Annotated in this window: 16 protein-coding genes and 1 pseudogene; 10 read left to right on the top strand and 7 right to left on the bottom strand. The window is 65.8% G+C overall.

The window, feature by feature from the left end:
- Window positions 1–56 precede the first annotated feature (56 nt).
- The 3 genes and pseudogenes from AB0L00_RS11095 to AB0L00_RS11085 all read left to right on the top strand — a co-directional run bounded on the left by AB0L00_RS11095 (window position 57) and on the right by AB0L00_RS11085 (window position 2669).
- A complete protein-coding gene (locus tag AB0L00_RS11095) occupies window positions 57–671 on the top strand; it encodes a hypothetical protein (RefSeq protein WP_364431435.1) in 615 nt (204 codons plus the stop codon).
- 12 nt (window positions 672–683) lie between these two features.
- Window positions 684–1571, top strand: a pseudogene (locus AB0L00_RS11090) (DNA/RNA helicase); the annotation flags it as partial.
- A complete protein-coding gene (locus AB0L00_RS11085) occupies window positions 1554–2669 on the top strand; it encodes an ATP-binding domain-containing protein (protein ID WP_364431638.1) in 1116 nt (371 codons plus the stop codon). The pseudogene AB0L00_RS11090 and the gene AB0L00_RS11085, both read left to right, overlap by 18 nt.
- A gap of 66 nt (window positions 2670–2735) precedes the next feature.
- Here the strand turns inward: AB0L00_RS11085 and AB0L00_RS11080 are convergent, their stop codons facing one another.
- The 4 genes from AB0L00_RS11080 to AB0L00_RS11065 form a co-directional block, all read right to left on the bottom strand.
- Complete coding sequence (locus AB0L00_RS11080; protein WP_364431432.1) at window positions 2736–2852, bottom strand: DUF397 domain-containing protein; 117 nt, start codon at window positions 2850–2852, stop codon at window positions 2736–2738.
- Window positions 2849–3619, bottom strand: a complete 771-nt coding sequence (locus AB0L00_RS11075; RefSeq protein ID WP_364431429.1) for a DUF5753 domain-containing protein — start codon at window positions 3617–3619, stop codon at window positions 2849–2851. The genes AB0L00_RS11080 and AB0L00_RS11075 overlap by 4 nt, the downstream gene beginning before the upstream one ends.
- 329 nt (window positions 3620–3948) lie before the next feature.
- Window positions 3949–4440 carry an NUDIX domain-containing protein gene (locus AB0L00_RS11070; RefSeq protein ID WP_364431427.1) on the bottom strand — a complete coding sequence of 164 codons (492 nt, stop codon included), beginning with the start codon at window positions 4438–4440 and terminating at the stop codon, window positions 3949–3951.
- Entirely contained in the window at window positions 4406–5392 is a 987-nt protein-coding gene (locus AB0L00_RS11065; protein ID WP_364431424.1) for a hypothetical protein, read from the bottom strand. Before AB0L00_RS11065 ends, AB0L00_RS11070 begins: the two co-directional genes overlap by 35 nt.
- A gap of 387 nt (window positions 5393–5779) precedes the next feature.
- Between AB0L00_RS11065 and AB0L00_RS11060 the strand changes: the two genes are divergently transcribed.
- From AB0L00_RS11060 to AB0L00_RS11045, 4 genes are all read left to right on the top strand, one after another.
- Window positions 5780–7417 (top strand): N-6 DNA methylase, encoded by a 1638-nt coding sequence (locus tag AB0L00_RS11060; protein WP_364431421.1) that lies wholly within the window; start codon window positions 5780–5782, stop codon window positions 7415–7417.
- Window positions 7414–8079: a restriction endonuclease subunit S gene (locus AB0L00_RS11055; protein ID WP_364431418.1), complete on the top strand. Its 666-nt coding sequence runs from the start codon at window positions 7414–7416 to the stop codon at window positions 8077–8079. The genes AB0L00_RS11060 and AB0L00_RS11055 overlap by 4 nt, the downstream gene beginning before the upstream one ends.
- The gene (locus AB0L00_RS11050) at window positions 8076–8324 is read left to right on the top strand and encodes a hypothetical protein (RefSeq protein ID WP_364431415.1); all 249 of its coding nucleotides are present in this window, start codon (window positions 8076–8078) and stop codon (window positions 8322–8324) included. Before AB0L00_RS11055 ends, AB0L00_RS11050 begins: the two co-directional genes overlap by 4 nt.
- A 128-nt stretch (window positions 8325–8452) precedes the next feature.
- Window positions 8453–9571, top strand: coding sequence for an endonuclease/exonuclease/phosphatase family protein (locus tag AB0L00_RS11045; protein WP_364431412.1), 1119 nt, complete (start codon window positions 8453–8455; stop codon window positions 9569–9571).
- Window positions 9572–9654: 83 nt separating this feature from the next.
- Here the strand turns inward: AB0L00_RS11045 and AB0L00_RS11040 are convergent, their stop codons facing one another.
- Both AB0L00_RS11040 and AB0L00_RS11035 read right to left on the bottom strand, forming a co-directional pair.
- Complete coding sequence (locus tag AB0L00_RS11040) at window positions 9655–10767, bottom strand: hypothetical protein (protein WP_364431410.1); 1113 nt, start codon at window positions 10765–10767, stop codon at window positions 9655–9657.
- The gene (locus AB0L00_RS11035; protein ID WP_364431408.1) at window positions 10764–11279 is read right to left on the bottom strand and encodes a DUF4365 domain-containing protein; all 516 of its coding nucleotides are present in this window, start codon (window positions 11277–11279) and stop codon (window positions 10764–10766) included. Before AB0L00_RS11035 ends, AB0L00_RS11040 begins: the two co-directional genes overlap by 4 nt.
- Before the next feature lie 272 nt (window positions 11280–11551).
- On the opposite strand from AB0L00_RS11035, the gene AB0L00_RS11030 reads away from it, so the two are divergent.
- From AB0L00_RS11030 to AB0L00_RS11020, 3 genes are all read left to right on the top strand, one after another.
- A complete protein-coding gene (locus AB0L00_RS11030; RefSeq protein ID WP_364431406.1) occupies window positions 11552–13696 on the top strand; it encodes a DEAD/DEAH box helicase in 2145 nt (714 codons plus the stop codon).
- A 58-nt stretch (window positions 13697–13754) separates the two neighbouring features.
- Complete coding sequence (locus AB0L00_RS11025; RefSeq protein WP_364431404.1) at window positions 13755–15608, top strand: DUF262 domain-containing protein; 1854 nt, start codon at window positions 13755–13757, stop codon at window positions 15606–15608.
- 496 nt (window positions 15609–16104) lie between these two features.
- Window positions 16105–16230 (top strand): hypothetical protein, encoded by a 126-nt coding sequence (locus AB0L00_RS11020; protein ID WP_364431401.1) that lies wholly within the window; start codon window positions 16105–16107, stop codon window positions 16228–16230.
- A gap of 63 nt (window positions 16231–16293) precedes the next feature.
- Here the strand turns inward: AB0L00_RS11020 and AB0L00_RS11015 are convergent, their stop codons facing one another.
- On the bottom strand, window positions 16294–17511 hold the full coding sequence (locus AB0L00_RS11015; RefSeq protein WP_364431399.1) for a hypothetical protein: 1218 nt from the start codon (window positions 17509–17511) through the stop codon (window positions 16294–16296).
- Window positions 17512–17560 lie beyond the last annotated feature (49 nt).

Raw genomic sequence — 17560 nt, 5'->3', positions numbered from 1 at the left:
CCGATCTGTCAGAGGTCGGAGCTATCGTCCTCTCACTGCAAAGAGGGAGTGTGCGCATGGGGGACCGGGCGGCCGTCATCGCAGAGGAGCAGCGTGCGGTAGATCGCGCGTACCGCTGCTATGAGGCGAAGCTGGCCAAGAACCGCGGGCTCAAGAAGCGGTCGTGGGATGTGACCGACGCGTCCGCCGGGACGAGCTTCATCCCGGAGACGCCCCCCGAGGTGAGATTCGAGGATGATCTCGATGGTCAGGCGCTTGTCTTCCGGCGAGTCGATACCACCGAGGAAGGCGGCCGAACCTACTACATCGGGCGCAGGGTAGTGCACGACTCCGACGGTGAGCTCCTCGTGGTGTCGTGGCAGACCCGCATCGTCAAGGAGTGGATGCGGGCGAAGCGGGATGCGCCCGGCGAAGTTCTGCTGCGCCGGCTCCTGAGTTGCGATGGCCGCCAGGTCAACGACTACAGCGACGAGTTCGTCTCCGACCGGACCGCTGCGGATCCCGCGCTACCGGCTGTAGTGAAGGGACAGGGCCCCGAGCGCATGCTCGACTTCCTGCTCGACGACCTGGATCGAGCCCGCGACGGCAGGATGCGGGACATCGTTGAGACGATCCGGCAGGACCAGTTCGAGCTGGTGTCAGACGAGCGCAAGGGCATGCTCGTAGTCTAGGGCGGGCCGGGGACCGGGAAGACGGCGGTGGGTCTCCACCGCGTTTCCTGGTTGCTCTTCAACGAGATCGTCAAGAGTGACCAGGTTCTCGTCGTCGGGCCACACCGTCGCTTTTTCGATTACATCAGCCGGGTGCTCCCTGCTCTCGACATCCAGGGCGCCCGGATGGTCGAGTTGGACCTGCTGTGGACGGATCCAAGCCGAACAAGAGGGCGCGGCCAGTTCACGGATTCGGTGGAGACGGCGCGAGTAAAATCTGACGGGCGAATGGCCGTTGTCCTGCGCAAATCCGTCCAGAACCTGGTCCGTGTCGATGCGCTGGACCGATGGGTACGCGATGGTCAGATCCACTTCAGCTTCGAAGCCGTAAGCCTGAGTGTGTCTGCGGAGGAAGTCGCCGTTCTGGCCGAGTCTGGAGACGCCAAACTCACCTATCGAGCACAGCGTCACCGCTTCATCAACGGCTTTGTCGACTTGTTGATGCGTGCTTACAGCGTCGCCCGGCCTCGGCACGCGAGTGACGCTGCGGTGCGAAGCCGCATCGCGCGACATCCCGGGCTTACGGGCATCACACTGTCAATGTGGCCGCAGATGACGGCCGAAAACGTCCTGCGCGGCCTACTCGGCGATCGTGAGACCCTGCTCGCAGCAACTGCTGGAATTCTCGACGAAGACGAGCAGAAGGCGATCTACCGCCCTCAAGCCGCCCGCGTCTCCCAACAGCAGTGGTCCGTCGCCGACAAGGTCTGCCTCGAAGAACTTCGTGCGATCTTGGGCGCGGAGGTCCGTCCACGTCGCTATCAGCACATCGTTATCGACGAGGCACAAGACCTCACACCGATGCAGGCCCGCTCGCTGGCCCGCCGGTGCCCGAGCGGCTCAATGACCGTACTCGGGGATCTCGCCCAGGCGACTGGCGCACACCCGTACGACAGCTGGGATGAACTTGCTGAGATTCTGGCCGGTCGCGATGGGTGGCATCTGGAAGAGCTGACCTACGGCTACCGCCTGCCCGCCGAGGTGATGACCTTCGCGGCACCACTGGCGGCGAAACTCGCGCCGAGCACCACGTTCCCAACCTCTGTCCGACCAGAGGGCGGTGCGCCACTTCGTCTGCTCATGGCAGACCGATCAGAACTGCTCGATTCAGCAGTTACGGAGGCGATCATCCTTGCAGAAGCTGAAATCGGCACCGGTCGCTCCACGGCACTTATCGTCCCGGACAATGCGGAGCTCGTCCGCGAGGCGGAGAAGAAGTTCGCCGATATGCGCGAAGAGGAAACGCCCGACGTCCATATCCTCCCGTCCTCCCAGATTAAAGGCCTGGAGTTCGATCACGTAGTTGTTGCTGAGCCTGCTGCGATCACTCGTGAGCCCGCCGGCCTGCGACGGCTGTACATCGCCGTCACCCGATGTACGCAATCGCTGACGATCGTGCACGCGGAACCGCTTCCCGGCGTCCTCACGGGAGCCGACGACCCCGATCAGGAAAAAGCCCTGCCCCTCACGCAGACCGATGTCTCACCGCAAAATGAGAACACCGAGAACGAGTCCGAGTCGACCAACGCGTTCGACGACTTCGTTGCCGCGCTCGAGAAGCGAGTACGTTCCGAACGAGAGTCTCCGGTGCACGAAGGGATACGACACCTGTTGATCGGCGAGCTGATGTACGGAGCTCGTCTCAATCCGGTGGTCAACCTCCCGACCATCGACATCGCCTGCAATGGACCGGCGGGGACCGTGCTGTACGAGGTGCTTGGCGAGGACGGCCATACGTATGAGCGGATGCGCGAAGCCGTCCTACGCATCATGGAGGTCCAGTACGCCGAGGGCGAGAATCCTGACCACCGATTCCTTGTGCTTCCTCAAGAGCCCGCCGAGGCATGGGCCGCAGAAGCGATCCGAGAAGCGTTCGGGATCTCGGTCATCTGGCGCACGCGCGAGGGCTGGGCTGGAGAGCAGGTGTCGGTGGCCCTCGGCCGAGGCGGAGGAGAGTAACGTTTCTGCCGGTGTCTAGGTTGTCGTTCGCCCTGACTGGCAGCAGCGATATCGGTAGTGGGTGCTTCACATGCTCGGTGATACCGTCGCGCTCGCTGCCGATTCAACGGATGCGACTTCGACGCAGGAGTCGTTGGGCTCACTGTGACGAGACTTGCGCCAGTGCAACTCGTTCGTGCTCATGTCCCGGGTCCTAACGTACTGATGATCTGGTCGGCCAGTTCGCTCAAGAAGCTGAGCGTACCTACCTCCGATAGTGCCTCATTACGCACATAGTCGTACCTGCCGACGTATCCCGCCACCTTCTCAGGCTCCGTATGGATGAGATCAGCGAAGACTGTCGAAGCGACCGCCATCGGCGGATCCGCGGCGTCGGTGAACGTAAAGACCATGATCGGCGACTTAGGCATCAAGGCCGTCACCATTCGGGTGACCAGCGGGTAGACCCGTACTGTCACGCGGGCGTGGGTTTCGGCGATCTTGATCAGATGGTGGAGCTGGGCATACATCACGTCGGGTGGGACGCTGAAGCGACGCAGGCCGATTTCATCCAAGATCACCTCATAGTCCGGGCCGCCTGGGCGTAGGACGGTGCGCTGGCGCTGAGCGCGGGCCTCGACCAGACGTTCGGGGACGTAGGTGATCGGGCCTTCGGCCTTGGCGTGCTCGATCAGCGCCCATGTGTACTCCGGGGTCTGCAGGATGCCGGGCATGGCGCCGGGTTGGTACTCGCGGATCGTCTTTGCGCCCGACTCGATGTCGGCGTACAGCCGCTGCCGGTCGCCCATCGCGTCGCCGTACGAGTCCCACCAGCCGCGTTCGGCGGCGTCGCGCGCGATCTTGACGATCTCGTGCCATCTCTCCCCGGTGACTCCTAACACGTCGAGGATCTTCATCACCTCGGCGAGGTCAGGGCGGATGTGCGCGTTCTCCAGCTTCGAGATCTTCATGCGCGACTAGTGGATCCGGCAGGCGAGTTGGTCGGCGGTCATGCCACGTTGTTCGCGGATCGTGCGCAGTTCCGCGGCGAGGCGTCGCCGGCGGACGAACGGACTGCTCATCGTCGACCTCCCCGGGTCGTCGATCAGGGGGTATCGAGGCTGATTACAGCATGTGTTGTTCGAACACGCTAAGGAATCGACGGACATTCGCGCTGGTCTGGCGCCCGGACCGGCGCGCGGCGCGAACGTTCGGCTCTGGAGCGCTTCTGCGCGATGGCGAGCATGCTCGGCGCGGTCGGCGCCGCAGGCCCCGTCGGTCGCGGGATTGGCTGTCGGCCTTACTCGGCGTCGAAGTACCGGGAGAGGTAGAACCGGTACATCGCGCCCGTGGAAGGCGGCACTTCGCTGTGCTTCTTGATGACCCGATGGCCGGAGAAGTGGGCGGTGTTGATCCGAAGCTCGCTGCTGAAAGCCTTCACGACGTAGCCCGACGACAGGTCCTGGCGCTCGTTCTCGGTCTTGAATCGGCCGACGTACTGGCCGAGGAAGCGTTTGCCGTCGACGTCGACCTCGACGCCCAGCTCGTCCTCGGCGATGCGGGCGATGACGTCGTCGATGCCTTCACCTTTGAACATTCGCAGGCCGGGGAGGGCCCAGCAGTTCTCGTATGGCGCGATGGTCCGGCGGACCAGGACCACGCCGGCTTCATCGGGCAGCTCGACGACGAGGTCGAACGTCGGGATGACGCTCCACTCCAGGAGCTGGTCGAAGACCTCCCTCGGCGCGAACTTGATCTCAGGGCGGGTCCGGTTGCGCCGTTGAGCTGCCATGGATGCCCCTCTGAGCGGTCGCAGTGCGCCAGATCGAGTCGTGATCGGGGAGGATGATCGGGTCGTCGACGAGTTCGATCTTACGGGCGTAGCTGCCAACCGTACGGTCGTGTTTGACATCGCTCACCCGCAGCAGCATCTGGAAGGCGGCCGGGCGCTGTCGAAGCCGGTCGGCGATGCTGCTCAGGACCTCGCGGTCCTTGAAGAGGAGCTCCAGGGCGCGAGTGCCTGTTCCGTGACTGCCACCGAAGCTGACGATGAAGTGGCCTTCGTCGATCGCGCTCTGGGACAGGTAATTCCGTACCTTAGCGACGAGCAAATAGTCCTCTAAGAGGAGACCGTTCTCGTCGACCCGCGGCACGTAGAGCCGGTTCGGCCCGGCGATGCGCCAGTTCGGGCGCTCGACCAGGCTCCGGCCGGCGACCAGTCTCCGAGCCACGGCCGAGTCGGCGATCTCGTTCTTGGAGATGACCCAGCGGAACGGCAGGTCGAGCGGTATCTGGTCGACGGCCAGGGAATCAGGGCCGCCGTCCGGCGCGTACCCGAACGGCAGCCGAGAGAGCCCTTCGGAGGTAGGGCTGCCGATGAGCACGAGGTCGTGGGCGGCGTGGGCGAGGATCTCATCCTCGACGCGAAGACGTCCGGCCTGCTGTGCGGCCACGTAGGCGTTGCCGCTCGCGGCGGCGAGGCTGTGGAGATTGTCGGGGTGGAGGGTCTCCGTGCCGCCGTACAGGACGTGCTTCGAGTCGTGCCGATAGGCGATGAGCTTACTCTGGTGGAGACCTAGCAGCTCACGGGCGACATTGGCCTGATCTCGGAATCGTGCTCTTGTCCGCATCCAGCGGGCCGCACGGGTTGACACCGTGACCATTCCCGACGCGCCCGCCGCCTGGGTGGCGACTGTCAGCACCGCGCTGATGTCCATGGAGGAGCCCCGTCTGCGATCCGGCATCGAATCACACTGCCAGCAGTATGTCGGTATCCGGTCTCCCGCAGAACGTTCCATAGCGGAACGTTCTGCTATCGCCCGTGAAGCAGCAGCGCGACCGTTCGCTCGGTCAGCGGCCGACGGCCGATCGTTCCGCGCAGCGACGTTCCGGCGGGGCGCTTGGCCATCGGGGGAGTGCCGCAATCGCGCGTGCGACTCACGGAGTCCGCCGCGAGGGAGAGTTCACACTTCCAGCGCACAGCGGTGCGCAGTGGCGGCCTGTCTCGGCTACGCGCTAGCTTCGTTCTCGCTGGACGAGATGGCAGGGGAGCGGATGCGATGGTAGACGCGAGTGGTAGGCGCTTGTCAAAGGCCGAGATCGCCAAGGCGGCAGGTGTCGGCAGGCCAGCTGTGAACAATTGGGAGAAGCGGCATGCCGACTTCCCCCCGCCGGTCGATGAGGGAGACCGCTACGAGATCGAGGCGATGGCACGGTGGCTCATGCGCCGGCCGATTCCGGCGAACGTGCTGCGGCCTGGTGAACCCGCCGGCACTACCTACGGGGAGCGATTCGCCCGGAGCCTCGGCCTGATACCACAGACGGAGAACCCGGAACCCGCGCAGGCGGCGGGGCGCTCGGCGGCCGACTCGGCGTGGAAGCCGCCCCGGGATCTCCTGCCGGACCTGGAGAAGTGGCGCGGTGAGGGGGACCCGGAGTCTTACGAGGAGCTGCTGCTCGTGCTGCTCCACCTGCGCCGCCACGATCCGCGGCTTTGGGTGTCGCTGGCGCGGGCGGCCCGTCAGGCGGCGCCGCTCCCCTTCGGGACGGTCCTGGCACGAGCCCTCGGCGAGCACGAGAAGCGATACCCCGTCGTCCGTGACGCCGTGCGGAACGTCCACCTGAAGATCTGGACGGACCGGCAACTCGCCGAGGTCGTGCGGATCCTCGAAGACGTCTGCGTCGGCGAGCGCCGGGACGCGTCGCCGACCATGACACGGGCGGCCGTCGTGTGCCGTGCGCTCCTCGACGGGTTCGCCACGGACGATCGCGTACGCGGCGGGGAGTTCCACACCCCGGACTCCATCGTCCAGCTGGCGGTCCGCCTGCTCGCTCCCGAGACCGGTGACCACGTCTACGACCCGGCCTGCGGGGACGGCGCGTTCCTGGCCGGCGCCGCCGCCCACGTCGAGGAACGGGGTGGCACGTCGCCGTCGCTCTCGTTCGGCGGGCAGACGATGAGCGTGCGGTCGCTACGGATCGCCACGCTCAACCTGGCAATTCACAACCTGACGACGGTCACGGAGCTCCGGCGGGGCAGTGCGCTGCGCGAGGACCCCTCCCGCACCGGGGACTTCGACGTCATCTTCGCCAATCCGCCGTTCAACATGCGGGACTGGAGCCGGGGTGATCCGGCGGACGATCCGCGGTGGCGGCGTTTCGGGCCTCCGCCCCGGCACAACGCCAACTATGGCTGGCTGCAGCACGCCGTCGCGAAGCTGTCTCCGAGCGGGCGGGCGGCCATGCTGATGCCGAACACCGCGGCGGTCTCCGCCAACACCCACGAGAACGGCATCCGCCGAAAGATGGTCGAGGAAGGCGTCGTGGACTGCCTCATCATGCTTCCCGAGCAGCTCTTCCGGTCGACGCCCGTGCCCGTGACGCTCTGGCTGCTGCGGAGCGGCCCTTCGGACGACTCCCGCCGCGTCCTGTTCATCGACGCGAGGAAGCTGGGCGTCAAGGTCGATCGCAAACACCGGGTCCTGAGGCCGGAGGACATCGACAAGATCGCCGGAGTGTACGAGGAGTGGCGGCGGCTCGGCCCGGCGTACAAGGGCAGTGCGGGATTCGCCGCTGTCGCCTCGGCGGCGACCATCGTGGACCTGGCGTGCAGCCTCGCGGCGAGCAGGTACGTCACCGCCGAGCCGAGCTCCGACCCGTACGCCGAGGAGAAGGTGCGCCGGCTCCACGAGGAGCTGAAGAAGTTGCATCGCCGGGCGGCCGAGGTGGACGCCTTCGTCGACGACCAGGTGAGTGAGGTGCTCCGATGAGGACCCTGATCGGAGACGTGCCCGACGGCTGGCAGACGGAGCCGCTGAAGACGTTCTGCAAGGTGATGGCCGGGCCGTCCGGCGGAGCGGCCCGCACCCGGCGAAGGCCGGGCACCGGCGGGGCCCGCGTACCGCTGATCGTCCCCAAGAACATCGTCGAGGGCCGGATCGTCGCGGAGAAACCCGCCTACGTCTCCGAGGAGAGGGCCGAACGGCTGAGGAATTATTGGCTCGAGCCCGGAGACATCGTCGGTGTCCGGACGGCCAGCATCGGCCGGTACGCGCTCGTCGGCGTGGAGCACGCGGGCTCACTGTTCAACACGGCCTGCCTGCGGATCCGCCCGGACAGGGAGCACGTGCATCCCGCCTATCTCCTGCACTACCTACGGAACCCGCTCGTACGGGAATGGGTCGAGCAGAACTCGCTGAAGTCGACGATCCACAGCATCAACACCGAGACGATCCGGCAGCTACCGCTCGTCCTTCCCCCCATGCCCGTACAGGAGTCGATCGGTGGCGTCCTGAGCGCGCTCGACGAGAAGATGGCCGTCCACGCCGAGATCAGCCGCCGTGCCGGGGAGCTGCGCGACCAGCTCTCGCCGCTGCTCCTGACCGGTGCGCTGCCGGCGTCGTACGGAGCACGGCCGGGGGACGACCGATGACGGCGACGTCGGTGCTCACGAGCCTGACCACCCTGGTGGCGACCCGGGGCCTGCCTGCGTTGATCAAAGCCGGCGCGATCGCCGTCGTCGCGCTCACGGCCGCTCGCTCGAAGAAGGCGTGGCGCCGCCGGGACGCCCGGGAGACCCTCAGGATCCTGGTCCGGCCGGAGCCGGAGGAGAAGCCGTCGTCACGCGGACGCAAGCGGGTGAAGGAGACACGGCCGCGGACGCCCGGTGGGAAGTGACGGCCGGTCCGCCCGGAGAGGAGACCCTGAGTGCCGGGCGCATATCGCCGGCATATCGAAAACCGCATACACGCCGGCAACACCACACTGCGTTGACTGGGGATCTGGCGAGAACGGGGGATGCAGCAGTGACCGGCAGTGAGCGAGAACAGACGACGGCGCAGGTGGACACGGCGGAGGCCGGACAGGGCGGCGCCGGCCGCCCGGATACCGGCTCCAGTGCCGGGCGCGCGGGTATCCGCCGGGCGATCCGCATCGGCTGCCGGCCGGGGCCGTGGAAGCGCGGCCTGGTCCTCGCCGCGCTGGCGCTGCTGCTGGGCCTGGTCATGCTGCTGCACGCGCAGATCCCGAACGGGATCGGGAACCTCGGTAGCCTGGTGGAGACATTCCTGCCGTGGTTCGGCGTGTTCATCCCGGTGCTGCTGGCCGGGGCGCTCTGGCGCCGCTCCGCCTCCGCGGTGGCCGCGCTGCTGCTGCCGGTAACGGTGTGGCCGGCCCTCTTCGGCGGGCTGCTCAGCGACAAGTCTCACCCGGGCGGCGACCTAACCGTGGTCAGCCACAACGTCAGCGCCGGCAACGCCGACCCGGCCGGGACCGCCCGCGACCTGATCGCATCCGGGGCGGACATGGTGGCGCTGGAGGAGCTGGCGCAGAACGACGCGCGGCTACTGGTCGACCCCACCGAGCTACGGGCCCGGCAGGCAACGGTCACCTACGAGAAGGTGCTGGGGGAGGCGTACCCGTACCACACGATCCAAGGCAACGTCGGGCTGTGGAGCAGGCTGCCGCTGTCGGACACCCGGCCGCTCGACATCGGCGGCGACCCGGCGATGAACAAGATCCGGGCGCTGTGTACCACCGTGGCCACGGACCACGGGCCGCTGGCGGTGTACGTGGCCCATCTGGGGTCCGTACGGGTGATGCCCCGGCGTGGCTTCTGGACGAGCGAGCGGAACGCCGGTGCGCACGCGCTCGCCAAGGCCGTCGCCGCCGAGCAGAACAAGCGGATCGTGCTGCTCGGCGACCTGAACGGCACCATGGACGACCGCGTGTTCGCCGGCATCACCGCGCGGCTGCGTTCGGCCCAGGACGTGGCCGGGGACGGCTTCGGCTTCACCTGGCCGGCGACGTTCCCGATGGTGCGGGTCGACCAGATCCTGGTCCGAGGCGTGCGGCCGGTACGTTCGTGGGTGCTCCCGGCCACCGGCAGCGATCACCTCCCGGTGGCGGCCCGAATCGGCTGGTGAACCCGCCGGACAGCGTCGATCCCGTCCCGGAATCCGGGAATCCGCGCTCCACACCGGCGTCGTCCGACGGGGACGGCGTCCGCTCAGGTCGGCAGCACCCGGAACAGAGTGAGCGATGTCAGCTCGGTGCGGCGGCCAGTGCGTCTGAGGACGCCGGCGGCACGAACGTGGAGGCCCTGACCGTGGGCGCGCAGGGCGCGATCGTAGTCGTCGGCCGGTAGCTCCACCCAGACCTGCCGTTGCAGGTCGCCGCGCTTGCTGCTGACGCTGCCTCGTACGACCGCCCATCCAGGCTGGTCGGGACCCTCCCGGCGAAGTCCCTGAATCAGGCCGTGAACCACGGCCTGCTCGGTGGTCTCCTTCCGGCCCAGATCCTCGGCGGCGTGCCTGAGCATCGTGATCTGCTCCGCCTCGAAGCGGATGGGCGCGCCGGGCAGATCCGCCTCCTCGTTGCCGGCCCAGGCGAACCACATCTCAACGGGTCGATCACGATCGGTGCCGCCCAGCCTGGCCAACCCGCGGCAGAGCGTCGTCGATATCCCCTCGTCGACGCGCTCGGTGAACGGCGACAGATCGGCGACCTCGTTGGCCTCCGCCGCGGCGGACCGTGTGCTGAGCAGCATCTCCCGCAGCTTGACCAGCGCCCGGCGCTCGAAAGGGGACTCGGGGAAGAGCGTGTCGCCCCGCGGCAGTTCGATGTGGGTGGCGATGACGAAGCTGCCCGGACCGGTGGTGACGAGCGTGCGCGTCGGGAACTCCTCGACGATCCGGGGCTTGCGGCGCGGCAGGACGAGTTCGCTGCGGCGGGTCTCCTCGGCGTACGCGGCGGCGATCAGCAGCTCGCGTACGCCTTGAAACGCCTCGGCGGCGTCGGCGGCCGAGATCATGCCCGACGGGGCGTCGGGGAACGTCCGGATGTACTGCCGGTCGACGTGCGACGCGGTGACGCTGTGGATGATCTGCGATTCGGGACGGGATTCGGCTTCGGCGAGCGTACGGATCACGTCGTTGACCCGCTGCGGGTAGTCGCGGAACCGGGATGAGACCGGGACGACCACTTCGAGTTCGTCCTGCTCCAAGGTCCAGATCGTCGCGCGGCCGTTCAGGTCCCCGACCGGCCGCCACCCGGAGGTACGCAGGTAACGCCCGATGTCGTCGGGCGTGAGGCGCTCCAGCTCGGCGCGGCTCGCGGTCACGGCGGTCCCCCACCAGGGTCGGCAGCGCTTACCAGCATACGAAGCGAATCTACGGTCAGCAGATTGGTCTTGGGAATGTCGACCCTTGTCTTCGCGTCCTTTTTCGCGGTCACGACCGGCTTCTCGTTCGCCAGCGAATGCCAGTACACGCTCTTGCGCAACAGCAGGCCGTCCGGGTGCATGCTGACATACTGGCCTGGCTCCGGCGGGACGATCACCAGGAAGAGGTAGGTCGGGAAGGTCGTCTCCGGATCGGCGAGGGCGTTGAAGTGCGGGACCTTGAGGTTGTGGTGCCAGTGGGTGGTGTTCCCGGCCGCGACCGAGTCGGACTTCACCTGCACGTTGATGGGCGTCGACCGCGCGCCTCTGAGCGCCCCGACGCGATCGGGCCACAGGCAGAAGTCGATGCCGTCAAGGTCGGGCTCCGGCTTGGCGAGCCGCAGGCCGGCGGCGGCGCTCAGCACCCGGACGAGGGCCTCCGCGTAACCGCCCTGATGATTGTTTCGGTCCACGGTCTCGTGGGATGCCTCTCCGCGCGTCGGCTCATCCGGCTCTAGCGTCCTACGGTTAATCCACCTCTTAACGCGACGTCAAGGCAATGCAAGGCGATGCAGCGGGGTCGTCGGAAGCCGGCCCGACCGTTATGGCTTTTATGTCCGTGACCAGATATGGACATCGTGGGGCTGAAAGGGCGATTCGTCGGCGCGCTGTGCTGAAGATTCGTCATCGATCAATTACCCTGTGTTTTTCGCATAACGGTCAATGGCGTCGCCCGGGGGGATCAGTGCCACAGCTCGCATTCGCCATCAGCTTCCTCCAGGAGTACGAGCGCCTGGAGAAGCCGGTGAAGCAGGGCGTCCGGGACGCGGTAGACAAGTTCCAGCGGCTGACCGTCGCCGAGCTGCACGCCGACAAGGGCCTGCACCTGGAGCCCGTGGCCAAGGCGCGCGACCCGCGGATGCGCAGCATCCGGATCACCGGGTTCTGGCGGGGCGTGGTCCTCGCCCCGGACGACGGAAGCGAGACGTTCCTGCTGCTGCGCGTCATGCAGCACGACGCCGCGTACGAGTGGGCGATAAAGCGGGTCGCCACGGTCAACGCCGCCACCGGCGGGCTGGAGATGCGCAACGTCGCGGCCATCGAAGAGCTCACCCCCATGCTCCAGCACGCGGCCGAGACGGCGCCGTCGCTGCTGTTCGAGGAGCACTCCGACACCGTGCTGCGCCGCCTCGGCATCGACGACGGGGTGCTGCCGGCCGTACGCACGATCATCGACAAGCCGCAGCTGATGGCGTTCGCCACGCTGTTCCCCGAGGACCAGTTCGAGGTGCTGTTCTACCTCGCGGAGGGCCACAGTCCGGACGAGGTCTGGCGCGACGTCGTGTCCGTACGACGCCCGGCCACCGAGGCCGCCGCGGCCGAACCGGCCGACCTGGCCACCGCGATCGCCAACACCCGTGACCGCATCGCGCTCGTGTCCGGCCCGAAAGAGCTCGAGGACATCCTCACCAGGCCGTTCAGCGCCTGGCGGATCTTCCTGCACCCGGCGCAGCGCCGGGTGGCCTACCGGCCGTCGTACAGCGGACCGGCGCAGGTATCCGGCGGGCCCGGCACCGGCAAGACCGTCGTCGCCCTCCACCGCGTGAAGCACCTGCTGGAGAAGGACGACGACACCCGGATTCTCCTGACGACGTTCACCAACGCCCTGGCCGACTCGCTCCGGGAGAACCTCGCCCTGCTCGTCGACGACCCGGCGCTGCTCGAACGCGTCGACATCACCACCGTGAACGCCGTCGCCCACCAGGTCGTCGCCGAACACGGCACCGTACCGTTCCTGGTGCCCGACGCGGACGCGGACGCCCGCCGGCGCTGGCAGCGGATCGTACGCCGCCTCGACCTGCCGTGGAGCGAGCACTTCCTGGCGCTCGAGTACCGGCACGTCGTCCTCGCCCAGGGCATCGGCTCGATCGAAGAGTACCTCCGCGCGTCACGGGCCGGCCGCGGGGCCTCGCTCCAGGCCGCGCAGCGCGAACAGGTCTGGCGGGCCATCGAGGAGTTCACCCACCGGCTCGGTGCGGAGGGGAAGCGGACGTACCTGCAGCTGTGCGCCGACGCCGCCGACCTGCTGAAGACCGCCGGCCCGCGCTATGACCACGTGGTCGTCGACGAGGCGCAGGACCTCCACCCGGCGCAGTGGCGGGTGCTGCGCGGCGTCGTCGCTCAGGGACCGGACGACTTGTTCATCGCCGGCGACCCGCACCAGCGGATCTACGACACCCGCGTGTCCCTGCGCTCGCTCGGCATCAGCGTCATCGGCCGGTCGAGCCGGCTGAAGATCAACTACCGGAGCACCCAGGAGATCCTTGCCTGGTCGTCCGGCATCATGACCGGCGAGCAGGTCGACGACCTGGACGGCGGCTCCGACACCCTCGCCGGATACCGCTCCGCGCTGCACGGCGGACGCCCGACCGTCACCCCGGCTGTGAACCAGGCGGCCGAGCTCGACGCCCTGGTCACCAAGGTTCGTTCCTGGGTGGACGACGGCGTCACGCCGTCCGAGATCGCCGTCGCCACGCGCTTCCACCAGTTCGGGGCGCGTGCCAAGGACCGGCTGGTCGACGCCGGCATCCCCGCGGTCGCCCTCAAAGACGGCCCGGACCCCGCCGACGAGGGCGTGCGGATCGCGACCATGCACGCGATGAAGGGCCTGGAGTTCCGCTGCGTCGCCACCATCGGCGTGGGCGACCGCGCCTTCCCGTTCGAGCCCGCCGTCACCCCGGCCGACGTCGACCGGATGCAGCACGAGGTCGACATGCTCGCCGAACGCTCGCTCCTGTTCGTCGCCTGCACCCGCGCCCGAGACGACCTGTACGTCTCCTGGCACGGCAAACCGAGCGTCTTCCTCCCGGTCGCGGCGCGGTCGCACTGACCCCCGCCGTTCGCCCCGCACCTCGTTTCAACTCACAGTTCTGAAAGGGATAGTGATCTTGGGCTTCCAGACCCCCCTTCACCCACTGGCCAAATACCTGGAATGGACGACGAGCGGATACATCCAGCTCCCCGACTTCCAGCGTAGTTACAAGTGGGATGACGAGCGCATCCGTCAGCTCCTTGTCACCATCCTCCGGGGTCATCCGCTCGGCGTCGTCATGATGCTGGAGACGGGCAACGACCAGATTCGATTCAAGCCGCGTGCCATCGATGGCGTCACTCTCCCCGACGGCACGGAACCCAACCTGCTGCTTCTCGACGGCCAGCAGCGGCTCACGTCCCTCACGCAAGCGCTGACCGGTGACGGCGTTGTCCACACAAAGGACAGCCGCGGCAAGCTTATGGACCGCCGCTACTACATCCACATGAAGACGGCGCTGCTCGGAGAGGACCGGATGGACGAAGCGGTCATTTCCATGCCCGGCGACGGTGTCCTACGCAGCAACTTCGGCAAGGACATCGTGCGTGACCTGTCCACCCTTGAGCGCGAGCGCGCCGAGGGATACTTTCCCGCTCGTCTTCTCTTCGCCGGGGCGGAGACCGTCAACTGGCTCTTCGCCTGCGATGACAAGGAGCAAGCCAGTACGTTTCACGCAAAGGTCATCGAGCCCTGCCTGAAGTACACAATCCCGTCCATTGAACTCGACAAGACGACCACCAAGGCGGCTGTTGCCACCGTTTTCGAGAAGGTGAATACGGGCGGCCTGCCGCTCAACGTATTCGAACTCCTCACGGCTACCTTTGCCGGCGACAAGAAGTACTACGACACCCACGGAACCGACTTCCGGCTCAACGACGACTGGCAGGCCACGCAGCAGGCGTTCGCCCCGTATCCCGTCCTGTCCTCGGTGGAGAACACCGACTTCCTTCAGGCCGTGAGCCTCCTTGCGACCCTTAAGCGGGCTAAGGAGGACACCTCCGACCGGCCGCGCGCCGTCTCCGCCCGGAAGGAAGACCTGCTCAAGCTCAGCCTCGTCGATTACCTGAAGTGGGTCCAGCCCGTCCGCGACGCCTTCATCTGGACCGCGAACTTCCTCGCTGACCACCACATATTCGAGACCAAGTTCATCCCGTACCCGAAGCAGCTTGTCCCGCTTGCGGCGATCAAGGTCGTCCTCGGCAACGACGCCGACCTGCACGGCGTACGCGCCAAGCTGGCCCAGTGGTTCTGGTGCGGCATCCTCGGTGAGCTCTACGGCTCGACGATCGAGACGCGCTTCGTGCGTGACGTCGAATCCGTGCCCAACTGGGCGCGTGGCATTGAGACGGCGGTGCCCCGGACCGTCGCGGACTGTACCTTCGCGGCATCCCGCCTGCTGTCACTACGAACCAAGAATGCGGCGGCGTACAAGGGTATTTACGCGCTTATACTGTCCCAAGGCGCGAAGGACTGGATGTACGACAAAGCGCTCGACAAGGTTCAGTACGTAGACCTCAAGGTGGATATTCACCACATCTTCCCGTCGAAGTGGTGCATCGACCACGGCATCGACCCGGCGCTGCGGGAGAGTATCGTCAACAAGACCCCGCTTTCAGCTGACACAAACCGTGCCATCGGTGGCGTGGCGCCATCCGCGTACCTGTTCAAGATCGAAAAATGGGCGAGCATTAATCCGGCGCAACTGAACGCCGTCGTCGCGACGCACTTGGTGGCTGCTGCAGAGCTCCGGGCCGATAACTTCGACGCCTTCTTCGACAGACGCCTGGGGAGAATCATCTCGCTCATCGAGCGGGCCACGGGCAAACCGGTCCAGAACGACCTGATCGATTACGAGGGCGAGGAAATCCTGGGGAGGTTCGATCCGGAGGACATCGCTGTGATTCCGGATTTGGACGACGTAGGTGTCTGAATCCCAAGCGAGGTAAACGGACGACCGGTGCTCGCGGACCACGATTCCGTTGAGGGACCGACGTCCTACTGCGGTCAGCCGTCGTCGTTCCTGGTCATCCACCGGTCGTGGCGCCCCTTGGCCGTGGGCGCCAGCGTGGTGAAGAGCTCGTGGTGGATCTCTCGGTAGGTCTTCACCCGGTGGCAGTTGGGAAGAGTGCGATCACTGCTCAGGATGCTCGCTGCCCCCGTCGGTGAGGCCCACGATGTGGTTGACCTCTAGGAGCAGCCGGCTCTAGGCGTTGAGGTCCGGCGGGGGGGCCCGCATCCGGGCCTCTCGCACCGGCATTTGCTGCGGAGCAGGATCGTGCCACGGGCTGCGGCGGGCTGGAGCACATCACGGCGCGTACGGTTAAGCCATCGGCCATGCGCCTCGGACTCGCGGCGGGCCAGCAGTCGCGCAAGCGGGCGCAGGACGCTTTGCGACCCTCCGCCGCACCACCCGTCCTCATCTGGCCATGATTGGTAAGTACGAGCGGGAGCTGGCCGGGCTGCGGAAGGCGTCGTCGGCCGCCCGCGCCGCGAAGCGGAGTTGGCGGAGCCGGCGGCTCATCGAGACGCACGTCGGCGATGCCCGACGGTGATTTGATGAGACCAACGACCCCAATATGGATGGTAAAACTCGCGCGCTTCGTTTTTATTGCGATCTAAAAGGGTCTGCGCTTACGCTCGGATAGGAGGTTTTCAAAAGCCTTAAGGAAGGTTTCTTTGGCGTGGGGTGCGGATAGTATCGTCGCTCCCAGCGAAGGGCGTCGTCTATAGTCTTTGGCTACCAAATCTCTAGGCAGATCGTGGAGCTCCGGGAGCGCACTTAGGGTTTCAGCGAGTGGAGCCAGTCGCTTAGCTAGAGCGCGACGATCCCGCATCCACTGGAAGTTGACAGCCAGTACCGACTTGTTTTCGTCGGTATAGATGCTCCAGACTGCGGCAGATTCATCTTCTCCGACATTGAACCATGCCGTGACTGATGGTTTCTTGCCCTCGCCAAAATAAAACCCTGAGAAGGAGGAATGCCGTTGCGCCTGTTGGTAAACCGCTATGAGTAGATTGGTGGCACTTGGTGTGCATGTTTTCGATATTTGTTGAAAGAGGTCTTCTTCATTCCAGCGGCTATGTGTTTTCGGAGCGGGTAGGTGGCCTGCAGGGTTGGATGCGGCCTGTTCCGATGGGTCGATGCCTTCAGCGGATGCATCGTGGGGGTTCGTCTTAATGATCGGACCCAATGCATCAGAGATCGCCTTGGCGATCTGCATAAGATAATCTATTGCGAATGACGCGTCGGTCGCACTTATCTCCGCTCTCTTGGCGGGATTCTGTGGATCGCGGTCGGCTGTGTGAGCGATTCTGTTCCGTCGTATAGCGATATTCCTAAGCGTGGAGCGCACTTCATTTGCGCTAATTCGGTCGGCCGGTGTGCGATTTTGATTGAGGATGCCCGCTACTTTTTTCCAGAGATCGATTCTGCTGATATGGGAGAATCCCTCTTTGATCTTGTCGGGATTTTGAAAGCTGGTGAAGCCAAATTTTTGCTCAAGATGCTCGCGAAAAGTAGCGCTAAGTGGTTGATTGTGGTGATGAATTTGTTCGAATAGTTCTACGGGAACGGTCAGTGCATTAAATGCTGAAGGGCGCTCGGCTTTTGGATTCTCGGCGAGGGCGACTGCGCGGTCGACGATTTCACGTGTTACCCAATGATCCAAGGCGGCCACTGCCTGCACCCAGGCTGCTCGATAGAGATCGTCGACGTCGAACGCGCCAACTTTTAGTTGCGCGAGTCGCTCACCCCCGTTCACCAGTCTCTTTGCGTAGTCGAGGTTTTGCGTGAACTCGCGAAACGCTTCGGTCTGTTCTTCTGCTGCGGCCACTGCACTTCCTCGGATAGGTCACCGTCACTAGTTGGGCGGCGCGGTTGCT

Source organism: Actinoallomurus sp. NPDC052308 (assembly GCF_040679195.1).
In the GTDB taxonomy this organism is placed as follows: Bacteria; Actinomycetota; Actinomycetes; order Streptosporangiales; family Streptosporangiaceae; genus Actinoallomurus; species Actinoallomurus liliacearum.
This window is presented reverse-complemented; position numbering and strand designations above follow the sequence as displayed.